Below are 19928 nucleotides of genomic sequence, written 5' to 3' on the forward strand. Positions count from 1 at the left end.
GATACCCCCAATCCTTACTCACCGATTTTCTTGTCAATGAGGTCGATGACTTCCTGCCATCCCTCATCAGATAACTTTCCATCTCTTGCTCTGCGTAGTGCAACTCTGGCAAGGTCTTTTTCCATAATATATTCCGGAAGATCAGAAGATACAGTTTTGGTCTTTGCCATTGCAGCTAAATCAAGCATGGAGTTCTTTTCAGTCTCATTCAGTTTAAGGATTTGTGCTATTTCATCCAGTTTCTTGTCTGGCGGGTAGCGGCGTCCTTTTTCAATATCACTCATATATGCAGGTGCAATGTCTAACTCAGCAGCAAAGCCACGGAGTGTAAGACCTAATGCTTTTCGCCTTTCTTCTATGAACTTTCCAAAAGCCATTTCATTTTCATTCATAGCGATACCCCTTTCTAAGTTATTATGTTCGCTAACATGAGTACATTATATCCGATTTCCTTTCCTTTGTCAATACGCTTGTACGCATTTCAGCGAACATTCACAAATTATTTACATAAAAAGAAGCAGCGATTATTTAAAACCACTGCTTCAATAGGGTAACACTATATTTTTGAAAGCCTTTCATGCACAAGCGGAAGTAGTATTTTATCCACTTCCTTACGGAATTCCTCATCCTCCAAATACTTCTCACAGAACTCTTGGTTCTTGGTCATTCGTCCCAATACTACATCCATGATATTTTCATCATAGATAATTTTGAAGAGATCCAAGGTATTCTTAGAGCGAAGAATCATCTCCTGATTTGAGGACATATCTTGAACCAGCTGTTCCAGAACCTTATCCATTTCAGTAAAGTTTGTTCCCAATCGCTCATTCAGACTTTTGATAATTTCCGACAATTTATCTTTCTCATCTTCCAAGGGCAACCCAGTCCCCGAAGTTTTATTATTAAGTACACCTTCCTCGTCATCCAGCTTAATAGAACCTTCATATGCTTTTTGTACACGATAATATTGAAGGCTAACATCGCTGTCCAGATTTGGCACGTGTTCGCCACCATCCTTTGGTAGCTTTCTCAGCAGACATTTTGCAAAAGCATAGAACTTATGCAGATTCTCATCTCCAAGGCTAATAATATGCGTGAGGAATGCATAAAGCCTGATGAACTTCGTAAGAGATGATTTGAAATCCAATTTGTCCTGTTTATCATCTAATGCTTTATATCTATCTACAACCGGGTCTACAAAAGAATTGAGTTTGCCTAAGTCGATGTTGCCCTGCTTTTTTCTTTCCTTAAAGAAAACTTTTGCAAAAGCATCGATTTCCTTATCGGTATAAAGCATAAAGCTATCCAGAACATTTTTTACATCATAAATCACATTCGGGTCTGTTGTCTCTGCAACCGTAGTAGAAACATAATAATCCTGAAAGGCTTTTGCTATTTCTTCACGGGTATTAACAAAATCTAATACAAAGGTATCAATTTTACCCGGACAGGTGCGGTTGATACGGGAGAGTGTCTGTACCGCTTTTACCCCAGACAACTTCTTATCCACATACATAGTATGTAACAGTGGCTGGTCAAATCCCGTCTGATATTTTTCCGCTACAAGCAACAACTGATATTCCGCAGACTCAAATTTCTCCGGCAACTGGCTTTCAGGAATATTATTAATATTTTCCTCTGTGTACTCCTTGATTTCTCCAGTGATATTATCTTTCACTGTGCCAGAGAAAGCAACTAGAACACCCAAGTCTGTATATCCCATCTTTTTAATATACTTAAGGAATTCAAAGTAATAGCGTACAGCATGAAGTCTGGAGCCTGTCACCAACATGGCTTTTGCACGGCCGCCAATACGGTTCTTTACCTGACTACGAAAATGTTCAATGATAATCTCCGTCTTCTGTGCAAGATTATGTGGATGTAAACTCATGTATTTGCCAAGAGCCTTATTCGCTTGTCCTTTCCCATACATAGGATCATCAGATATCTTCTTACCTAATTGGAAATAAGTCTTATAGGTTGTATAGTTTTCGAGAACATCAAAAATGAATCCTTCTTCAATCGCCTGCCTCATACTATAAACATGACAAGGCTCTGGCTTTCCGTTCGCGCCCTTTCTTCCGAATATTTCCAATGTTTTCTGCTTCGGAGTAGCGGTAAACGCAAAGAAAGATAGATTCTTCTGCTGACCGTGTGCTGCCATCTCTGCCTTGATTTCATCAGCTAATTCTTCATCTGCATCCTGTTCCTCCGCTTCAATTTTGGATTCTTCTATCGCAAACTCATGCAGCTTCTTTTCCACTGCATCCTCGCCCTGATCAGAGATATCTGCAAGCACCTCTTTCAATCGCTCACTTGCTTTACCACTCTGGGAAGAATGTGCCTCATCCACGATAATTGCAAAACGCTTTCCCTCTGTTGCTACCTTTTGTACGTCTACGAACGGGAATTTTTGCAATGTACAGATAATGATTCTCTCACCTTTTTCCAATGCTGTGGTCAGTTGACGTGCATTCTTATCCACACGCATGACAACTCCGGCTTTATGTTCCATATTAAAGATGTCACGCTGCAGTTGCTTATCCAGCACTTTACGGTCTGTAATTACGATAATGCTGTGAAATACCACTTCGTCATTGGCATCATGCAAGTTTTCCAAATGATGTGCAAGCCATGCAATAGAGTTAGACTTGCCTGAACCTGCTGAATGCTGAATCAGATAATTGCCTCCGCATCCGTTTTCATAAACCTGTGAAATCAAGTATCTGACAGCATCCAGCTGATGATAACGAGGGAATATCAGCTTTTCTTTGCCTGTATTCTCATCCTTCTTCAGTTGAACGAATCGGTGTAAGATATCAAGCAAACTGTCCTTTTGCAGTATTTTCTTCCAAAGATATGAGGTGCGATAATCACCACGAATCGTAGGATTTCCCGCTCCGTTATTGAAGCCTCTGTTAAACGGAATAAATACCGTGTCCAGTCTCTGCAGCTTGGTAGTCATCCAGACTTCTTCTGTATCTACAGCAAAATGTACCAATGCTCTTTTCTTAAAGGTAAGCAATGCTTCACGGGGATTTCTGTCATTCTGGTATTGTGCAATCGCATTTCTGAAAGTCTGCCCAGTGAGTGGATTTTTCAATTCAATTGTTATAATCGGAAGACCATTCAGAAAGATTACGGAATCAATGGAATTTTCATTTGCATCGCTGTATTTTACCTGTCTGGTAATTTGCAATACATTCTTTTCATACAATGCCGTTGCAGACTTATTCATTCCACTGCCCGGTTTAAAGAAGGCAAGACGAACTTCAACACCCAAATCCGTAATCCCATGGCGCAACACATCTATCATTCCGCGATTGTTCAATTCATCATTTAACCGCTTTATGAATCCTTCTTCTACATCCGCTCCGTGCCTTTTACACAGATCATTCCATTTATCCGGCTGCGTATCTTTCACAAAAGCAATCACTGCTTTTTTATCCATTGCCATTTTACGGTCAAAATCAGTAGGATTTCCTTTTACATATTTTTCTGACTTTTTCCCGGTCGAAGTAAGGCAGTATTCGATTTCTTCCTCGAATGTTCGTTCTTTTGTATCTATTGCCATATCATTCGCCCTCCGTTACTTTTATTTTTCCCGTAACAGCGTCATGAATGACAATTTTACGGTACTCTTTCAACTTTTCAATTTGTGCTTTAATATCTGCAGTCAGTTCTTCAATCTGTCCAACCTTCGTGTCGAGATATGCCGCTATCTGCTCCTGTTCTTCAATCGGTGGCTGTGGTAAGCGTATGTTTAAAAACTGATCCGCCTGCAAACGCCATCTACCCAAGTTAGACACACCTTGACCCAAACGATAAAAAATACGATTGGTATAGCACATCTGAAATAAATATTTGTAGTAAGTATGGCACTGTGGTTTATCGGGATGGAATCTGAACACACGATAATCCGGGCTGGTAACACCCTCGTATGGGCTACAGTCCACCCAACCAGTCAGTAAATCCATTGAGTTCATCGCAAAGTCATTCACATTTACCACTTGATAATTTGCATAGGATTCTGCCAACTGTCCATCGTTGGAATCAATGTCCTTAATCTTTATGCCTCGCTGCGTAATGGAGAGAATATCTCTGTCTTCCGCGCCATAGATGCGTTTTACTATTTCAAACATCCACTTCATTTTGGTGACGTTCCAGTGCTTAGGAACTTCGCCCATCCAGTCAACACCGCTATCTTTCATTGGAGCAGTTTTATCCAGACCTTTGGTGATAGTATTGGCTATTACTTCTCTTCGATAAGTTTCAAGCATTTTTAGTTGATTTTCAAATCCGTCTAATGAGTAATCTATCTGTCCAGTTACTCTATCGAGATAATCAACAATTTCTTTTTGTTCCTTCGGACTTGGTACAACTATCGGAAAGTTTTTTAATACTGGTAATCTTATTGAATCCACTGTGGATTTTGCATTATGTCGTTCCGCCTCATTTGCAAAAAATTCGCCAAAATAATAGTAAATTAACTTTGTTGACATCGTTGCATTATATATGCAGTAAACCCTCTGATGAAAATTAAACTTTCCATCAATATAATGAACAATTTTCCCTATATCGCCATCTCCAGCTGTTAACACTGCTTCTCCATCATATGCATATTCATCAATACATTCAACATTTTTGCTTCGAATAAAAAATGGATATTTTCCATCTGACACGGCATCGACAGCATCTTTATTGCCTGTAGTAATTTGTGCGAGATATTTAAGCCTAATTAAATCCCAACTTTTTGGAATTGAACCAAGCCACTCTATTCCACTCTCTTTATAGCTTATATAATCATTCACAATTACACCTCCCCAAACAGTTTGGTGATATATGCCTGAATTCTATTTCCAAACGATTCTATATCACGAAGCGTTTGTTCTGAGTTGCCCAAATCGGTGTACTTATAGAAATAGCGTGTAAACGGAATTTCATAGCCTTTCTTGGTTTTGGTTTCATCTACCCACGCATCTGGGGCATATGGCAAAACCTCCCGCTTAATATATTCATCAATATTCTCTTTTACAGGAATCTGCTCTGTGTCACGCAAATCCGAATCTGGCTCAGGATTGCCATTTTTATCAACACAAATATCTGCTGTTTTATCTTTCTCAGACAATGCCGCCAAAATTGCCTTCTGTATAGGAGCCTTTACTGTAATGCCGGCTTTCTTAAATGCTTTGTGAAGCTGCTTTGTAAACTCGGCACGGTTTTTATAAAGCACTGTTGCATCCATCGCTTCGATTGCTTCAACAATTTCTGCCTGCTGTTTTTCGCCAGCTTCTACTTCTTTTGCAATCTCCTCCGGCTTACGCTTACGGCTCTTTGCAAGATTAGCAAAAGCAGTCTGCTCGCTGATACGAGCGACACGTTCCTCTGATGTCTGGAAATTTAATCGGAGGGGTCTCTCAACCGTAACCTTCCAATAGGCAAAGTCAGATTCATCAAAAATCTTACAATATTCGCCCGGTACAAAATCTCCGTAAATATTGGTCAGTTCCTTGATGTGTTCCTCTGTCAGCATTTTTCTTTTTTCGCCCAATGGCTTTCTCATACGGTCACAGAAGGAAGTACCGTCAATCAACTGAATTTTCCCTTGACGTACACTGCTTTTTCTATTGGTTACAATCCAAATGTAGGTAAGAATTCCTGTGTTGTAAAAGAGCTGGTCTGGCAATGCAATAATGGTTTCAAGCCATCCTTGTTCGATAATCCATCTACGAATTTCGCTTTCTCCGCTTCCAGCATCTCCTGTGAAAAGTGGGGAGCCATTGAATACAATAGCAATTCTTGTACCGCCTTCTTCTGGTGGCAACATCTTGCTAATCATGTGCTGCAGGAAGAGCAGAGAACCATCTGATACTCTTGGAAGTCCCGCACCAAAACGTCCCTTATAACCAAGATCCTCCGCTTCATCACGGATAAACTTTTCGTATTTTTTCCATTCAACACCGAACGGAGGATTGCAAAGCATATAGTGGAACTGCTCATGTGGCAGTTTGTCTTCCGTAAAGCTGTTGCCCAAATGAATATTCTCATAACCCTTGCCTTTAATCATGGTATCGGATTTGCAAATGGCATAGGTTTTTTCATTTAGTTCCTGTCCATATACTTCAATGATGGCACGGTCATTCTGCTCTGTTGCGTACTCGATTCCGGCAGAAAGCATCCCGCCCGTTCCCGCTGCCGGGTCATACAGCTTGGCCATGAATCCCGGCTCACAAATTTTTGCCATATCAGGGTCAAATAATATAGATACCATCAATCTGATTACTTCACGAGGTGTAAAGTGTTCCCCGGCTGTTTCATTGGACATTTCAGAGAATCTGCGAATCAGCTCTTCAAAAATGTACCCCATTTCCTGATTGCTCACATTGTCCGGGTTCAAATCGATATCATTCGCGAATTTCAAGAAAACCAAATACAGCAGATTCGCCTTATCCAATCTTGAAATCTGTGAGTAAATATCGAAGGATTCCAGTATGGTACGAGCATTTTCGGAAAATCCTTTTATATAATCAATCAAATTATCCGCAATGTTACCTGCATCATTTTTCAGCTTCTCAAATGTGAATTCGCTCGTATTGTAGAATTTGTAGTTTGTGATTTTGGTTAGGAAGGGTGCCTTGTTTTTGTATTTCAGTGTAGCATTCGCTTTCAGCACCTCGTCCTTTGTATCTCTTAAAACGCTGTCCAAACGGCAAAGAACCGTAAATGGTAAAATAACCTCTCCGTACTCACTCTGTTTGTAATCACCCCTAAGCAGGTCTGCAATTTTCCATATAAAATTCGATTTTTCTGAAATATTAATACTCATTGATATCAATTCCTTTCGCAAGTAGTCGCTCATAGCGTTCATTTGACATAACAACTGCTATGGGTTTCCCATTTTTATTTATATAGGCCGCTTTGTCTTCTTCAACCAGTTTTCTTATCAGTTTAGAAGACTGCCCACGATTAAACTCTCCAATATTTAAATGTTCCATTGGTATTTTAGGCCTCATTTTTACATCTGCCAATATCAGCACCTCCTCGAAAATGCTAAGCTTTTCCTCTTTAATTATATCACAAACATATTGTAATTACAATATGTTTTACAAATATATTTACATCTTATTTTAGCATTGTAAAAGTAATTACTTTGTAATGCTGAAACAACTATACTATGTCAAAAATCTCATTGTACACTTAATTTTGCACATAAAAAGACCGAAACTTTTTTCTTAGAGTAAGACGCACAATCGCACTCCAAAGCTAAAGCTTCGGTCTTTCTTTATTTTTATATGATTATTCTTTTATCACTATTTTTATTATAGGGCATCTCTCATATAATTACAACAATCCTATCTCCACAACCTACCCAAAAGTAATTCTGTCTACTCAACTATGCGACTTTTTCACAGTAGATATATTCCCGTAGAGTAGGCATTTTACAAGGGATTCTGCCATTCTGCAAATCAGCAAAACACGCAGAACCCCATATTTTCTACACTTTCCAAGTTTCTACTTTTCAATCCTTGACATCAATACAACACTCTCCACATGCACCGTCTGCGGAAACATATCAACCGCACAAACCTTCTCCACCTTATACCCATTCTCTTGCAAAATCACCAAATCTCTTGCAAGAGAAGTTGGCTTACAAGAGATGTAGACTAGACGATCCACCCCATAGTTAATAATCTTGGTAAGTGCCTTTGGATGTATACCATCTCTTGGTGGGTCAAGTACAATTAAATCTGGTTTATCTTCAATGGAATCAATGACTTTAAGTACATCACCTGCGATAAATTCACAGTTTTCCAAGTTATTCAATTTGGCATTCTCTCTTGCAGCAACTACGGCTTCTTCGACGATTTCAACACCCACAACTTTTTTTGCTACAGGGGCAAGTAACTGCGCGATGGTTCCTGTTCCACTATAAAGGTCGAAGATTAATTTGTCCTTTGTATCACCTACATATTCTCTTGCTTTACTATAGAGTACTTCTGCTCCTAACGAATTTGTTTGGAAGAAGGAGAATGTGGAGATTTTGAACTTAAGGCCTAATAATTCTTCATAGAAGAAGTCTTGTCCATATAAAACTTCCATAGAATCACTTTGTACTACGTCTGCCAAACTATCATTGATGGTATGAGAGATTCCAACGATTTTACCGTTAAGAGAAAGTTCCAATAATTGATCCTTCAATTTTTCTAATGATACTTGTTGTTGTGAGGATGTTACCAGGTTAATGATCATTTCTCCGGTCTTAACTGCACGACGAACTAATAGATGACGAAGATATCCCTCATGAGAATTCTTCTTGTAAAATGAGATCCCCTGTTCTGCAAAATATGTCAGTACCGTCGTAAGAATCAAGTTATAGTCAGGATCGACGATTTTACAATGTGAAGCAGTTACAATATCATGAAAGCTACCTTTTTTATGAAGTCCTAACGCCAAGGGACCATCTTTTACCTCGTCACCAAAGGAGAATTCCATCTTATTACGGTATCCCCATTCTACTGGACTACCAAGAATCCCTTCAAATGTATAATCCTCACAAACTTCATCAATTAGCTTTTTCACTTGAGAAGCTTTTAACTTTAATTGTTCTTCATAAGAGAACGTTTGGTACGTACAACCACCACATGGACCAAAATGAGGACAAAGTGCTTCTCTGGTCTCACATGAAGAAGGTTTTACTACTTCAAGTAATCTGCCTTCTGCTCTACCCTGACGTTTTTTACTAATGGAAAAACGAACGGTTTGACCGACTAACGCATTCTTTATTGTTATTTTTGTATCATCAATGGTCACGATTCCTTTGTTTGGAAAATCGATTCGTTCCACTACACCTTCATAAATTTCACCTTTTTTCATGTTACCTACCTATTCTTTCTATATATTTATGATGCAAGGGTCAAAAGGTCATTTCACATTGTGCTTGCACATAAGTGAACATGACGTGTTGCCCCCCTTAAACATTCGCAATAGTTTTCGTCACTCTAGCTATTTTATCATAGGATACCCAATTCAACAATTGTATATTTTCATTTTCTCTCTTCTCTACTATAATAGAATGATGCAAGGGTCAAAAGGTCATTTCACGCCTCGCTTGCACATAAGTGAATATGACGTGTTGACCCGCTTAAACATGAGCTAGTAGCGCTTTTGCGCGGATTGCGAATGTTTTTGAATTGTGAGAGTTGCATCGCAACGGAACAATTCATGCATCTGCAAGGGTCAAAAGGTCATTTCACGCCTCGCTTGCACATAAGTGAACATGACGTGTTGACCCGCTAAAACATGAGCTAGTAGCGCTTTTGCGCGGATTGCGAATGTTTTTGAATTGTGTAGTTGCATCGCAACGGAACAATTCATGCATCTGCAAGGGTCAAAAGGTCATTTAAAGAAAAGAGAGGTTTCCCCTAATGCAATATAAATTAGATTCTTATGAAATTACGTACCAAGTACAATACGGAAAGCGTCAAAAGATTACCATGGAATTAAGTCCAGAAGGACTGGTCACTCTGAAAGCACCATTAAAAACACCTGTTCTCGAACTAGAGCAATTCTTGCAGGCAAATAAAAAGGTGATTCTTCGTTTATATAAAAATTTAGAAAACCGTGTTGTCATATCCAGAGAGAAGACATATCAAGAAGAAGAGATCTTTCTCTATTTAGGCAAAGCCTGCAAACTCCAAGACCTTCTTCCTTCCTTGCCAGACACGGAGGAAGCCATACAGAATGCTCTCTACTCTTTCTATACGAAACAAACCAAAGAGATCACCAAAGAGCGTGTTGCTTACTACGAAAAACAGATTGGTGTGAAATCCAAAAGTGTGACGATTGTAAACTCTCCAAAAACATGGGGAACTTGTAACTCCAACAAAGAACTCACATTTAATTATCGACTCTCCATGGCAGCGCCAGCTGCTATTGATTATGTAGTCATACATGAACTCTGCCATTTGCTGCATCTGAATCATGATCGCTCCTTTTGGAGAAAAGTTGGCTGTTACGATCCGAATTACGAAAAGCACCAAGCATATCTCGCACAATTCGGTGCATTTATGACGATTTAGAAAGGAAAACTTGTTTTCAAGGACTTTCTACTGGCTAATCCCTGTATACCGCCCCTTGCAATTGGCACTATCTGCATATATAATAAATGCAGACCTCAAAAAAGTTTTCGAGATATTCATACCACAAAACCATTGGTAAACAGATCGTAAGAGATTCGTTATCTAATAATGTATCAACAAACAGGAAATCCGTTTACCAATATTGAAAGGAGATTTTATCGTGACAAAGATTGATCAAGTAAGAAGTGACATGATGGCTGCTATGAAAGCCGGTGAAAAAGAAAAGAAAAATGCTCTTTCTGCTCTATTAACAGCTCTTAAGAATGCAGCAATCGATAAACGTAGTGACTTAACTACAGAAGAAGAAGACAGCGTTGTCCTAAAAGAAATCAAAGTATTAAAGGAAAGCATCGATTCTTCACCTGATGATCGTAAAGATTTCATTGATGAATGTCAATTTCGTATTGATGTTATGCAAGCTTATGCTCCTGTTTTCATGTCTGAAGAGGAAATTCAAGCAACAATACAGGGAGTATTATCTGAATTAGGAATTACGACTCCAACTGCAAAAGAAAAAGGAATGATCATGAAAACCCTTATGCCAAAAGTAAAAGGGAAAGCAGATAGTTCTCTTGTAAATCAAATGGTAAGTAAATTATTTGTGTAAGCATTAATTACTGCTTATTACCCATTATGGTTTCCCATAAAATCTTCATGAATTAACGCCAAACAAGACATATTCCGTCTCGTATATTGGATTATATTCATGGAGATTTTTTATTGTATTGTCAAGTAAGGAAAGCTACTACCGTTCCTCCACGCAGCGATAAAACCGCATTAGAGAATCCATGGTATCGGCCAGGTTTTGTTCACTCATCTCCTTCACCTCTTCAAAAGACATGGGTGCACGGTTAATACTAAAGATTGAAGTAACTCCCATATCATAAGCAGGCGTTATATCTTCTGCAATTGAACCAACTACAGCAACAACAGGAACATCTGATACTTTTGCACGCATGGCTATGCCAATTACTGCTTTCCCACGTAAGCTTTGGCTGTCAATTCTCCCTTCACCTGTGAAGATCATATCCGTTCCCTCTAGTAGATCATCAAAATGAACAAGATCCAACAAGGTATCAATTCCTGAACGAAGTTTACCCTGGAAGAACGAAACGACTCCAGCTCCAAATCCACCTGCTGCTCCAGCACCTGGCATCTGACTTACTCGCTTTCCTAAGACACCTTCAATGATATCTGCCAAACCACGTAGATTGGAATCCAGCAAGCGAACCGTAGCATCATCTGCTCCCTTTTGAGGTGCAAATACATATGCTGCACCTTCTGGACCAAAAAGAGGATTATCAATGTCACACATAGCCGTCACCTTCACTCCTTGCAGTCGTTCTTCTGCTATGCTGTTATCAATATCTGCAATCCTTAATAAGGTATCTGCTGTTGGAATGAATTCCTTGCCTCTGGTATCAAAGAAACAGGTTCCCAATGCTCGTGCTGCTCCTACACCAGCATCATTGGTACAACTTCCACCTAATCCAAGTATGATTTCTTTACAGCCATGATCAATTGCATGTTTCATCATGAGACCCACACCATAGGTCGTGGTTTTTCTAGGATTCAAACCGTATTTGCTATTTTTCGCAAGTACAAGTCCTGCTGCACTTGCCATTTCAATCACTGCAGTATCCCCTAATCTGGCATAATAGGTTTCAATTGTTTCTCCGTAAGGACCTGTTGTTCGTACTTGAATCTTTTGTGCGTCCGTCGCATATAGAAAACAATCAACCGTTCCTTCCCCTCCATCTGCCATTGGTACCTTAATTGTCTCACATTCAGGAAAATGTCTTTTAATCACGTTCTCCATCGTATTGCAGATTTGCAAAGAAGACAACGTTCCTTTGTAAGAATCCGGCATAATTATACAGCGTTTCATCCTTCTCCTCCTACTTTACCTAACTCTCTTGTTTGTTAATGAGCAATTATGTATGCTAACAATTCATAACCATAGAAATTCACATAATAACTACTATAACATATACATTAATTGTTCACATGCTACATAATACCTAGGACAACGAGGACAATTTGAGTCTTTCCAAGTAGTGTATTTATTGATTTCATTCATGATCCTCCTCGTCTTTCATTCGTAAGGCTATCCAAATCATAGGAATGATTTTCCCTCATACTCACTCAATATGTTCTTCAATATACATATTAAAATCCTCCACACATAATGGTTTTGCATAATAAAAGCCTTGTCCCACATCACATGCAATAGCTTCAAGGAATTCCTCATGTGATTTGGTCTCAATTCCTTCACAAACAACCTGTAGATTCAGTTTATGTGCCAATTCTACAACAGTTACAATCACGGCTTTCTTTACATCGGATTCCTCACAATCTTTCAAAAACTCCCGATCAATTTTCAAAATATCAACTGGTAATTCTGCCAAAAGATTCAACGATGAATACCCACTTCCAAAATCATCAATGGAGAATTTGATCTTATGTTCCCGTAATTTATTCGCAACTCGTGCTAAAAGCGTTCGGTTTTCCATATAAAGAGTCTCCGTAATCTCTAATTCGATGTATTCCCCCGATAAGCCATTAATATCTAATATGGTTAATATATTATCTACATATTTGGGATTCGAGAATAAATATCTGGATTGATTCACGGATATCGGAAATACAGGAAGCCCTGCTTTCATTCGTTTCATAATAAAACGGGAAACCTCTGCTAATACAAAATAATCAATTTCTTCTATAAAACCATCCCGTTCAAAGATTGGAATAAACTGATTTGGATAGATTACAGAGCCATCTGGTTTGATCCAACGGATCAGTGCTTCTGCACCAACAATCTTCTTGGTCAAGAGATCGATCTTGGGTTGATAATATACTTGGAATTCTCCTTCCTTTAATGCACGTTTCATCTCTTCTTCAATTCGAGTTTCCGATATCAGCTGTTTCTCCATCTCATCTGTATAGATTGCAAAGATTGATTTTTTTCTTTCTTGAACAATCTTCTGTGCCAGAATTGCTTTATCAATCATAGTAGACACAGGTTCCGATTTATCTTCGATTGGATACAATCCAAAATTAACAATTAATTCAATATCCAGTTTAAATTGTTGTTTGATTTCATCAAGCAAGAAGTAAAACTCTTGGATTAGTTTCATATAATTTGCATCATTGACCAGCAATGCAAAACTATCTTCAGAAGTTCTTGCTATGATTTCTTCTTCAAACAATAAAGTACGTACTTTTTCTGCAATTGCACGTAACAAATCTTCACTCAGCTTTCTGCCATAATACTGTTTAAAAAACTTAAAACGATAGATATCGAAGGTCATAATATAATACTTTTTCTTTCCACTCTCATCTATGATCTTAGGTACCTTCTTCTCAAAGTTCGCTTGATTATAGCAACCCGTAAGCTTATCATATGTAATGATCTGACTATATACTTTACGCAAAATACTAACCATGATAATAACGACAAGTATTGCGCCTAGACTAACTGTGAAAATCAAAGTACTGTATTCTCTTAAAAAAGCTTTCAGATTAAATACCGTCTTTTGATTGCTTAATTCCATATTAATTGCTTCATAGGATTCCATTGGCTGTATATACTCGATACAATTATTAAGTATTCCAAGTAAAGTCGTATTCTCAGCCTGTTTCATAGCAAGAGTAAGTTCAATCTTTGCATCTGGTATCTGGCTAACTAAAAGATTCTCAGGGTCTCCCATCTGTAATGCTTTATTCACCAGATAGTAATCAATTACACCCACATCTGCAGAATGGTCCTCTACTGCTTCAACAAGATCCATAAGCGAATCTGCCCAAAAGATTTGCTTAATCTGAAATTGTTCCTTGAAATATTGGCTCAGATGTTTCATTGACTTCAATGCAACCATACTTTGATCTTTCGTCTGGTTAAAATACTGCTCCGAGTTCAATAACATAAACTGGCTTATCAAATATGGCTCTGACAAGTAAAGCAACTCGTCTCCCATCTGCTTTGATACATTTGGCATAACAGCAATCAGATCAATTTTATCATCGTCCAAATCCTGTATCATATCTTGTAAAGAATGATAAAGAACGTATTGAAATCTTAGCCCGGATAATTTTTCCAAACTCTTGCATAATTGTATGCAGGCACCTGCTGCCTCTCCCTGTTCATTCGTATAGGAATATGGGTACCAATTCTTAATATATCCCACTTTCTTCACATCTGCATTTTTTATGTAATTCGTTTCAGCCTTTGTAAACAAAGGTTGTGTGGAAGTAACACTTGTGCTGTAGTATTTATCATACAGTTGCATTTCAAAATATGGGTGATTACACTGAATCTGTTCCATTGCGTCATTCAGCTCTTCCAGTAATCCATCATTGCCCTGCGTTGTCATATAGAAAAAAGGATCTACACTGAATTTAGCCACCATACGAAGATTCCCTTTCCAAGAGAGACTTCCTGCTACCATGGCATCAATCTCCCCTTTAATCAACGCTTCCTCCAACAGTGCATCCGTATCATATTCTTTAACTTTATATGTAAACCCCATTTTCTTCGCATACTCTGCAAATGCTTCATTTTGGAAACTTCCCTTTAACAAACCGATTACAGCATGATCAAATGCTTGTATATCATTATAATAGAATTTATTATCATCAGGATTTACATATAGGACACCATATTCTTTTCCGCATGAATACTTTGAAAAATCATAAATTTCGGCTCGTTCCTTTGTATACTGCGCTGTACACAATAAGTCAATCTGCCCTTTTTTTAATTTATCCAGGCAATTTTCCCAAGTGTCAAACACATATTCATATTTCCAACCCGTATATTTTGCGATTTCATTTAAGTATTCAACTCCATATCCCGTATAATCTCCGTCAACAGTCTTCTCGATAAATCCAGCATAATCAATATACCCAATACGGATTGTTTTCTTATCTTCTTGTGCATGGGTTGGTAAAGCACAAAAAAGTATGACAGCAATGACTGTAAGTAGCACCTCACATAAATACTTTTTCTTGTTCATTATTTATCCTCCAGATAATATTACTTAAATAAAAGGACTTATATATACTACTTCTATATTTTAACTTCATTATATTATATTTCCAGCCCTTTTTCATCTTTTTTTTATATATGTTATAGAATTATTTATTACTTATTTTATAATTACACAAGAAACTATTATTACGATTGTTAAACTTTACTCGGGAACACCCCAAGAAACAAAGTTACCTCCCTTGCCTGAAATTTCTATATGGTATATAATGTACACGGTTTAAAGTTTGTTGTACAGAAAGGAAAACAAGATGAATTACGAATTAGATATACACACACATACCATCGCAAGTGGTCATGCATATAATACGTTACAAGAAATGATCTATACTGCAAAGGAGAAAGGTTTACGTCTATTAGGCGTATCGGATCATGCTGTTGCCATGCCAGGTACATGTCATCTCTACTACTTTCATAATTTGAAAGTTGTAGAACGCCAATATGGTGACCTAGAATTAATGCTTGGCGCAGAAGTTAATATCATCGGTTACAATGGGGAATTGGATTTGGACGAAGAAACACTTGCTGGTCTTGATTATGGAATTGCGAGTCTTCATATGCCTTGTTTAGCTCCTGGTACGAAAGAACAGAATATCAATGCTATGATTAAAGCAATGGAAAGTCCATATATCCAAGTAATCGGTCATCCAGATGATTCAAGATTCTCACTTGATTATGAAGCTTTGGTACAAGCTGCTAAGAAAAATCATGTATTAATCGAGATCAATAATAGTTCCTTAAATCCAAACGGTTTTCGTCAAAACACACGCGAAAATGACATCACCATCTTGAATTTGTGTAAGCAATATGCAGTTCCTGTTTGTCTGAACAGTGATGCCCATGTTGCATCTGACATTGGAAATACTTGTTTTATCGATGCAGTATTAAATGAGACTAATTTCCCAGAAGACCTCATTATCAATACATCCGTAGATAAATTCAAACAATTTCTATCAGAAAAATAAATATTTACAAAAATAAATAAAATGTCTTACAAAACGCGAATATTTTCTAAAATTAGACATACTGTTCGACTTTTTGCTATAACTTGAAGGAATAGTTTCTATAACAACATTGCATTTCCTCTTTACTTTATAACTTTATCGTGGTAAAATATGATATATTTCAAAAAAGGAGCGTTATGAATGAGTAAGAAGATTAGAACGACTGCTGTCGATTATTTGTTTGAAGCTATACTCAGTCTTAAGGATACAGAAGAATGTTATACTTTCTTTGAGGACGTTTGTACAGTGAATGAATTACTCTCTCTCTCTCAGAGATTCGAAGTTGCGAAGATGCTTCGTCAACATAAAACTTATCTAGAAATCGCAGAGAAGACAGGTGCTTCAACAGCAACGATCAGTAGAGTGAATCGTTCCCTCAATTACGGAAACGATGGTTATGACATGGTCTTTTCTCGTTTAGGAGAGATCTTCGAGGACGAGTCTACCGATTCTGAACAATAGAATCCTATATAGAAAAAGAACGTTAGGGGGGGACAACCTCCTAACGTTCTTTTTCATCTTTGTCTTCTTTTTTCTTCTTCGGTTTTTCTTTTCCGTTTTTTTCCGTTCTCTGTTCCATAGTCTGGCTAATCAATCGTTCAATAATGGCTTTTTTCATATATACGTCAAAGCTTAACATACAAATCATTGAAAATGTCGTAAGGAATTCGCTTTCCTCTTCATTAGCTTTCTGAAATGTTGTTTTCGACCGACTATACTTTTCCATTACATCATTCACCAAAATATCCAATTCGTCCTTTTCTAATCCAAAGACCTCATTATAGATATCTTCTAGGTTAATCCGCTTATCCGTCTGGTAATACAATTCAGTTAACGGATTAAGGATATTCTGTATATCTGTAATGGATAAAATGTTCTTAAAATAATAGATAAAAATCAAAAGAATCATATGTTCTTTTGAGTATTTCTTTTTATTTGGTGGTGGCAAGAGATCATTCTTCGTATAATTATTAATCATGGTTTTCGTAAGCATCTTATCTTCTCTTTCCTTAATCTTAGGTTTAAGACGCTTGTCCATGTATGTTGTTACTTGATCCATGTATAGTTCAATATTCGGAATATCTTCCGCCTTAATATAACTAATCTTCTTAATCTCTTCGATTAACTGATTCATAAAATCATCTCTAGATTTCTCCATTTCATCACCTCGCCATATATATTATATAGTATTTGATACTATATAACAAGTACTAAATAACTGATTAATGTCATTCCTTACTCCCACATGTATTTTCGGTTGTATCCCATACTAGTTAATGCTATAATATAAACATATGTTTGTACAAATACGAAATTATTTCAATAGATAGGGGTATTCCACATGAGTATTTATGATTCACTTAATCCACAACAGTTAGAAGCTGTCCAACATGACAAAGGTCCTCTGCTCATCTTAGCAGGTGCTGGTTCTGGGAAAACAAGAGTTTTGACCCATCGTATTGCATATCTCATCGATGAACGAGACGTTAATCCATGGAATATTCTTGCAATCACCTTTACCAACAAAGCGGCGAAAGAGATGCGGGAACGTGTTGATAACATTGTTGGTTATGGCTCTGAAAATATATGGGTGAGCACCTTTCACTCCACCTGTGTCCGTATTCTCCGTCGCTATATTGATTGTCTCGGTTACGAAAAGAATTTCACCATTTATGACACGGACGATCAAAAAGCTTTGGTCCGTGATATCTGTAAGTTCTTAAATATCGATACAAAAACCTATAAGGAACGTTCCATCTTAAGTGCCATTTCTGCAGCAAAAGATGAACTGATTACACCAGAACGTTATGAAAAGGATGCCCAAGGAGACTTTACTAAGAGTAAATATGCTGCTGTCTACAAGGAATATCAAAAAAGACTCAAGCAAAATAATGCTCTCGATTTTGATGATCTTCTATTTAAGACAGTTGAATTGTTTGAAAACCACCCAGAAGTACTAGAGTATTATCAAAAACGATTTAAGTATATTATGGTAGATGAATATCAGGATACGAATACCGTACAGTTTCGTCTGATCAGTATTCTTGCTTCCACAAAGAATGAGGATGGAGAAATCGAACATAATCTATGTGTTGTTGGTGATGATGACCAGTCCATCTATAAATTCCGCGGAGCTAATATTTACAATATCTTGAATTTTGAAAAAGTCTTTGCCTCCACAAAAGTTATCAAATTGGAGCAAAATTACCGTTCTACCAGCAACATCTTAAATGCTGCCAATGAGGTCATTCATAATAATCTTGGTCGTAAAGATAAACGCCTATGGACCGATAATGGGGATGGAGAACCTTTGACCTTTACACAATTTGATACGGAATACGATGAAGCGAATGAAATCGTTTCTGACATATACAATCTCATTTTGAATGATGGACATGATTACAATGAATTTGCCATTCTCTATCGTACTAATGCACAATCACGTATATTTGAAGAAAAGTTAATTCTTCATAACATTCCATATAAAATTGTTGGCGGTACAAACTTCTATGCCAGAAAAGAAGTGAAAGATATCCTTGCTTATCTAAAAACCATTGATAATGGTTTAGATGACATGGCAGTTAAGCGTATTATCAATATACCACGACGTGGTATCGGCTTAACCACAATTGATCGTGTCACAGATTATGGAATTGGTACAGGTATGAGTTTCTACCAAGCATTGCAACATGCCTCTTCAATTCCTGGGTTAGGTCGAGGAATGGCAAAGATTGAACCATTTGTCAGTCTCATCGAAGTGCTAAAATCAAAATTAAATGATCCTTCCTACTCTCTGGAAGACTTAGTTAATGAAATACTGGAAGCAACAGGCTATCTTGCTGAATTAGAAGCTGAGGATACGGAAGAAGCTCGCGCTCGTATTGATAATATTAATGAATTAATTAATAAAGTAGTCACTTATGAAAAAAATGCAGAGGAAGAACCGACACTCAGTGGCTTCTTAGAAGAAGTTGCTCTAGTAGCGGATATCGATAATTTAGAGGAATCCAATAATGTTGTTGTACTAATGACTCTTCATTCTGCGAAAGGCTTAGAATTCCCATATGTCTACCTATGCGGAATGGAGGATGGGATCTTCCCAAGCTATATGTCTATTCAATCTGGTGATCCAACAGACATTGAAGAAGAACGTCGCCTATGCTATGTGGGAATCACACGAGCAATGACACGCCTCTACTTAAGTGCAGCCAGACAGCGTATGGTACGTGGTGAAACACAGTTTAATCGTCCTTCTCGTTTTATTGGAGAAATTCCTCGCTACCTGTTAAATCACACCGCAAGCTCCAGTCGATACAGCACCGGCGGATTATCTTCTAACCTCGGTGGTACGAAAGCAAAAACACCATATTATGGTAGTGGTTCTTCCCAAAAAGGTGGTACTTGGACTCCTCCTTCTTCAACAACAAGCAACGGGAACCAAGGACCCAAAGATCCAAACAATCTATTTTCCAACAATCCATTTATTACAAAGGGATTTGGTAGTCAGAGTAAACTAGGTTCTACTACATTTGATAAACCAGCACCTTCGAAAGCTGTTATTGATTATGGTGTAGGCGATACAGTGAAACATATGAAGTTTGGTGTGGGAATCGTTGCTGATATGGTAAAACAAGGGGATGATTATGTTGTCAGTGTTGATTTTGATACAAATGGAACCAAAAAAATGAAGGCATCATTTGCAAAATTAATAAAGTTATAATTTCTACGTTACTATAGTAA

14 protein-coding genes are annotated in these 19928 nt (G+C 37.7%); 5 read left to right on the forward strand and 9 right to left on the reverse strand.

What is annotated here, in order from left to right; translation table 11 throughout:
- Positions 1–14 precede the first annotated feature (14 nt).
- The 6 genes from HBB17_RS19985 to rlmD all read right to left on the reverse strand — a co-directional run bounded on the left by HBB17_RS19985 (position 15) and on the right by rlmD (position 8874).
- Entirely contained in the window at positions 15–377 is a 363-nt protein-coding gene (locus HBB17_RS19985) for a helix-turn-helix domain-containing protein (protein WP_238483820.1), read from the reverse strand.
- 179 nt (positions 378–556) lie between these two features.
- Entirely contained in the window at positions 557–3574 is a 3018-nt protein-coding gene (locus HBB17_RS19990) for a type I restriction endonuclease subunit R (protein ID WP_167959280.1), read from the reverse strand.
- Between the two features lies 1 nt (position 3575).
- On the reverse strand, positions 3576–4811 hold the full coding sequence (locus HBB17_RS19995) for a restriction endonuclease subunit S (protein WP_167959281.1): 1236 nt from the start codon (positions 4809–4811) through the stop codon (positions 3576–3578).
- A gap of 2 nt (positions 4812–4813) precedes the next feature.
- Positions 4814–6826 carry a type I restriction-modification system subunit M gene (locus HBB17_RS20000; protein ID WP_167959282.1) on the reverse strand — a complete coding sequence of 671 codons (2013 nt, stop codon included), beginning with the start codon at positions 6824–6826 and terminating at the stop codon, positions 4814–4816.
- Positions 6816–7028, reverse strand: a complete 213-nt coding sequence (locus HBB17_RS20005) for a type II toxin-antitoxin system prevent-host-death family antitoxin (protein ID WP_238483821.1) — start codon at positions 7026–7028, stop codon at positions 6816–6818. The genes HBB17_RS20000 and HBB17_RS20005 overlap by 11 nt, the downstream gene beginning before the upstream one ends.
- A gap of 484 nt (positions 7029–7512) precedes the next feature.
- Positions 7513–8874 (reverse strand): 23S rRNA (uracil(1939)-C(5))-methyltransferase RlmD, encoded by a 1362-nt coding sequence (gene rlmD, locus HBB17_RS20010; RefSeq protein WP_167959283.1) that lies wholly within the window; start codon positions 8872–8874, stop codon positions 7513–7515.
- Positions 8875–9425: 551 nt separating this feature from the next.
- On the opposite strand from rlmD, the gene HBB17_RS20015 reads away from it, so the two are divergent.
- Together HBB17_RS20015 and HBB17_RS20020 are read left to right on the forward strand one after the other, a co-directional pair.
- Positions 9426–10079, forward strand: a complete 654-nt coding sequence (locus HBB17_RS20015) for a M48 family metallopeptidase (protein WP_167959284.1) — start codon at positions 9426–9428, stop codon at positions 10077–10079.
- Positions 10080–10299: 220 nt separating this feature from the next.
- On the forward strand, positions 10300–10746 hold the full coding sequence (locus HBB17_RS20020) for a GatB/YqeY domain-containing protein (protein WP_167959285.1): 447 nt from the start codon (positions 10300–10302) through the stop codon (positions 10744–10746).
- A 138-nt stretch (positions 10747–10884) separates the two neighbouring features.
- Here the strand turns inward: HBB17_RS20020 and HBB17_RS20025 are convergent, their stop codons facing one another.
- Together HBB17_RS20025 and HBB17_RS20030 are read right to left on the reverse strand one after the other, a co-directional pair.
- A complete protein-coding gene (locus HBB17_RS20025; RefSeq protein ID WP_167959286.1) occupies positions 10885–12027 on the reverse strand; it encodes a glycerate kinase family protein in 1143 nt (380 codons plus the stop codon).
- Positions 12028–12280: 253 nt separating this feature from the next.
- Positions 12281–15151 carry an EAL domain-containing protein gene (locus HBB17_RS20030; protein WP_167959287.1) on the reverse strand — a complete coding sequence of 957 codons (2871 nt, stop codon included), beginning with the start codon at positions 15149–15151 and terminating at the stop codon, positions 12281–12283.
- Between the two features lie 283 nt (positions 15152–15434).
- On the opposite strand from HBB17_RS20030, the gene HBB17_RS20035 reads away from it, so the two are divergent.
- The gene (locus tag HBB17_RS20035; protein ID WP_167959288.1) at positions 15435–16148 is read left to right on the forward strand and encodes a phosphatase; all 714 of its coding nucleotides are present in this window, start codon (positions 15435–15437) and stop codon (positions 16146–16148) included.
- A 180-nt stretch (positions 16149–16328) separates the two neighbouring features.
- Positions 16329–16649: a YerC/YecD family TrpR-related protein gene (locus tag HBB17_RS20040; protein ID WP_167959289.1), complete on the forward strand. Its 321-nt coding sequence runs from the start codon at positions 16329–16331 to the stop codon at positions 16647–16649.
- Between the two features lie 40 nt (positions 16650–16689).
- On the opposite strand, the gene HBB17_RS20045 is transcribed toward HBB17_RS20040, so the two are convergent.
- Positions 16690–17346 carry a DUF1836 domain-containing protein gene (locus tag HBB17_RS20045; RefSeq protein ID WP_167959290.1) on the reverse strand — a complete coding sequence of 219 codons (657 nt, stop codon included), beginning with the start codon at positions 17344–17346 and terminating at the stop codon, positions 16690–16692.
- 183 nt (positions 17347–17529) lie between these two features.
- Between HBB17_RS20045 and HBB17_RS20050 the strand changes: the two genes are divergently transcribed.
- Positions 17530–19908: an ATP-dependent helicase gene (locus HBB17_RS20050; RefSeq protein WP_167959291.1), complete on the forward strand. Its 2379-nt coding sequence runs from the start codon at positions 17530–17532 to the stop codon at positions 19906–19908.
- Positions 19909–19928 lie beyond the last annotated feature (20 nt).

It is taken from the genome of Anaerosporobacter faecicola, assembly GCF_012070565.1.
GTDB classification, from domain to species: domain Bacteria; phylum Bacillota; class Clostridia; order Lachnospirales; family Lachnospiraceae; genus Anaerosporobacter; species Anaerosporobacter faecicola.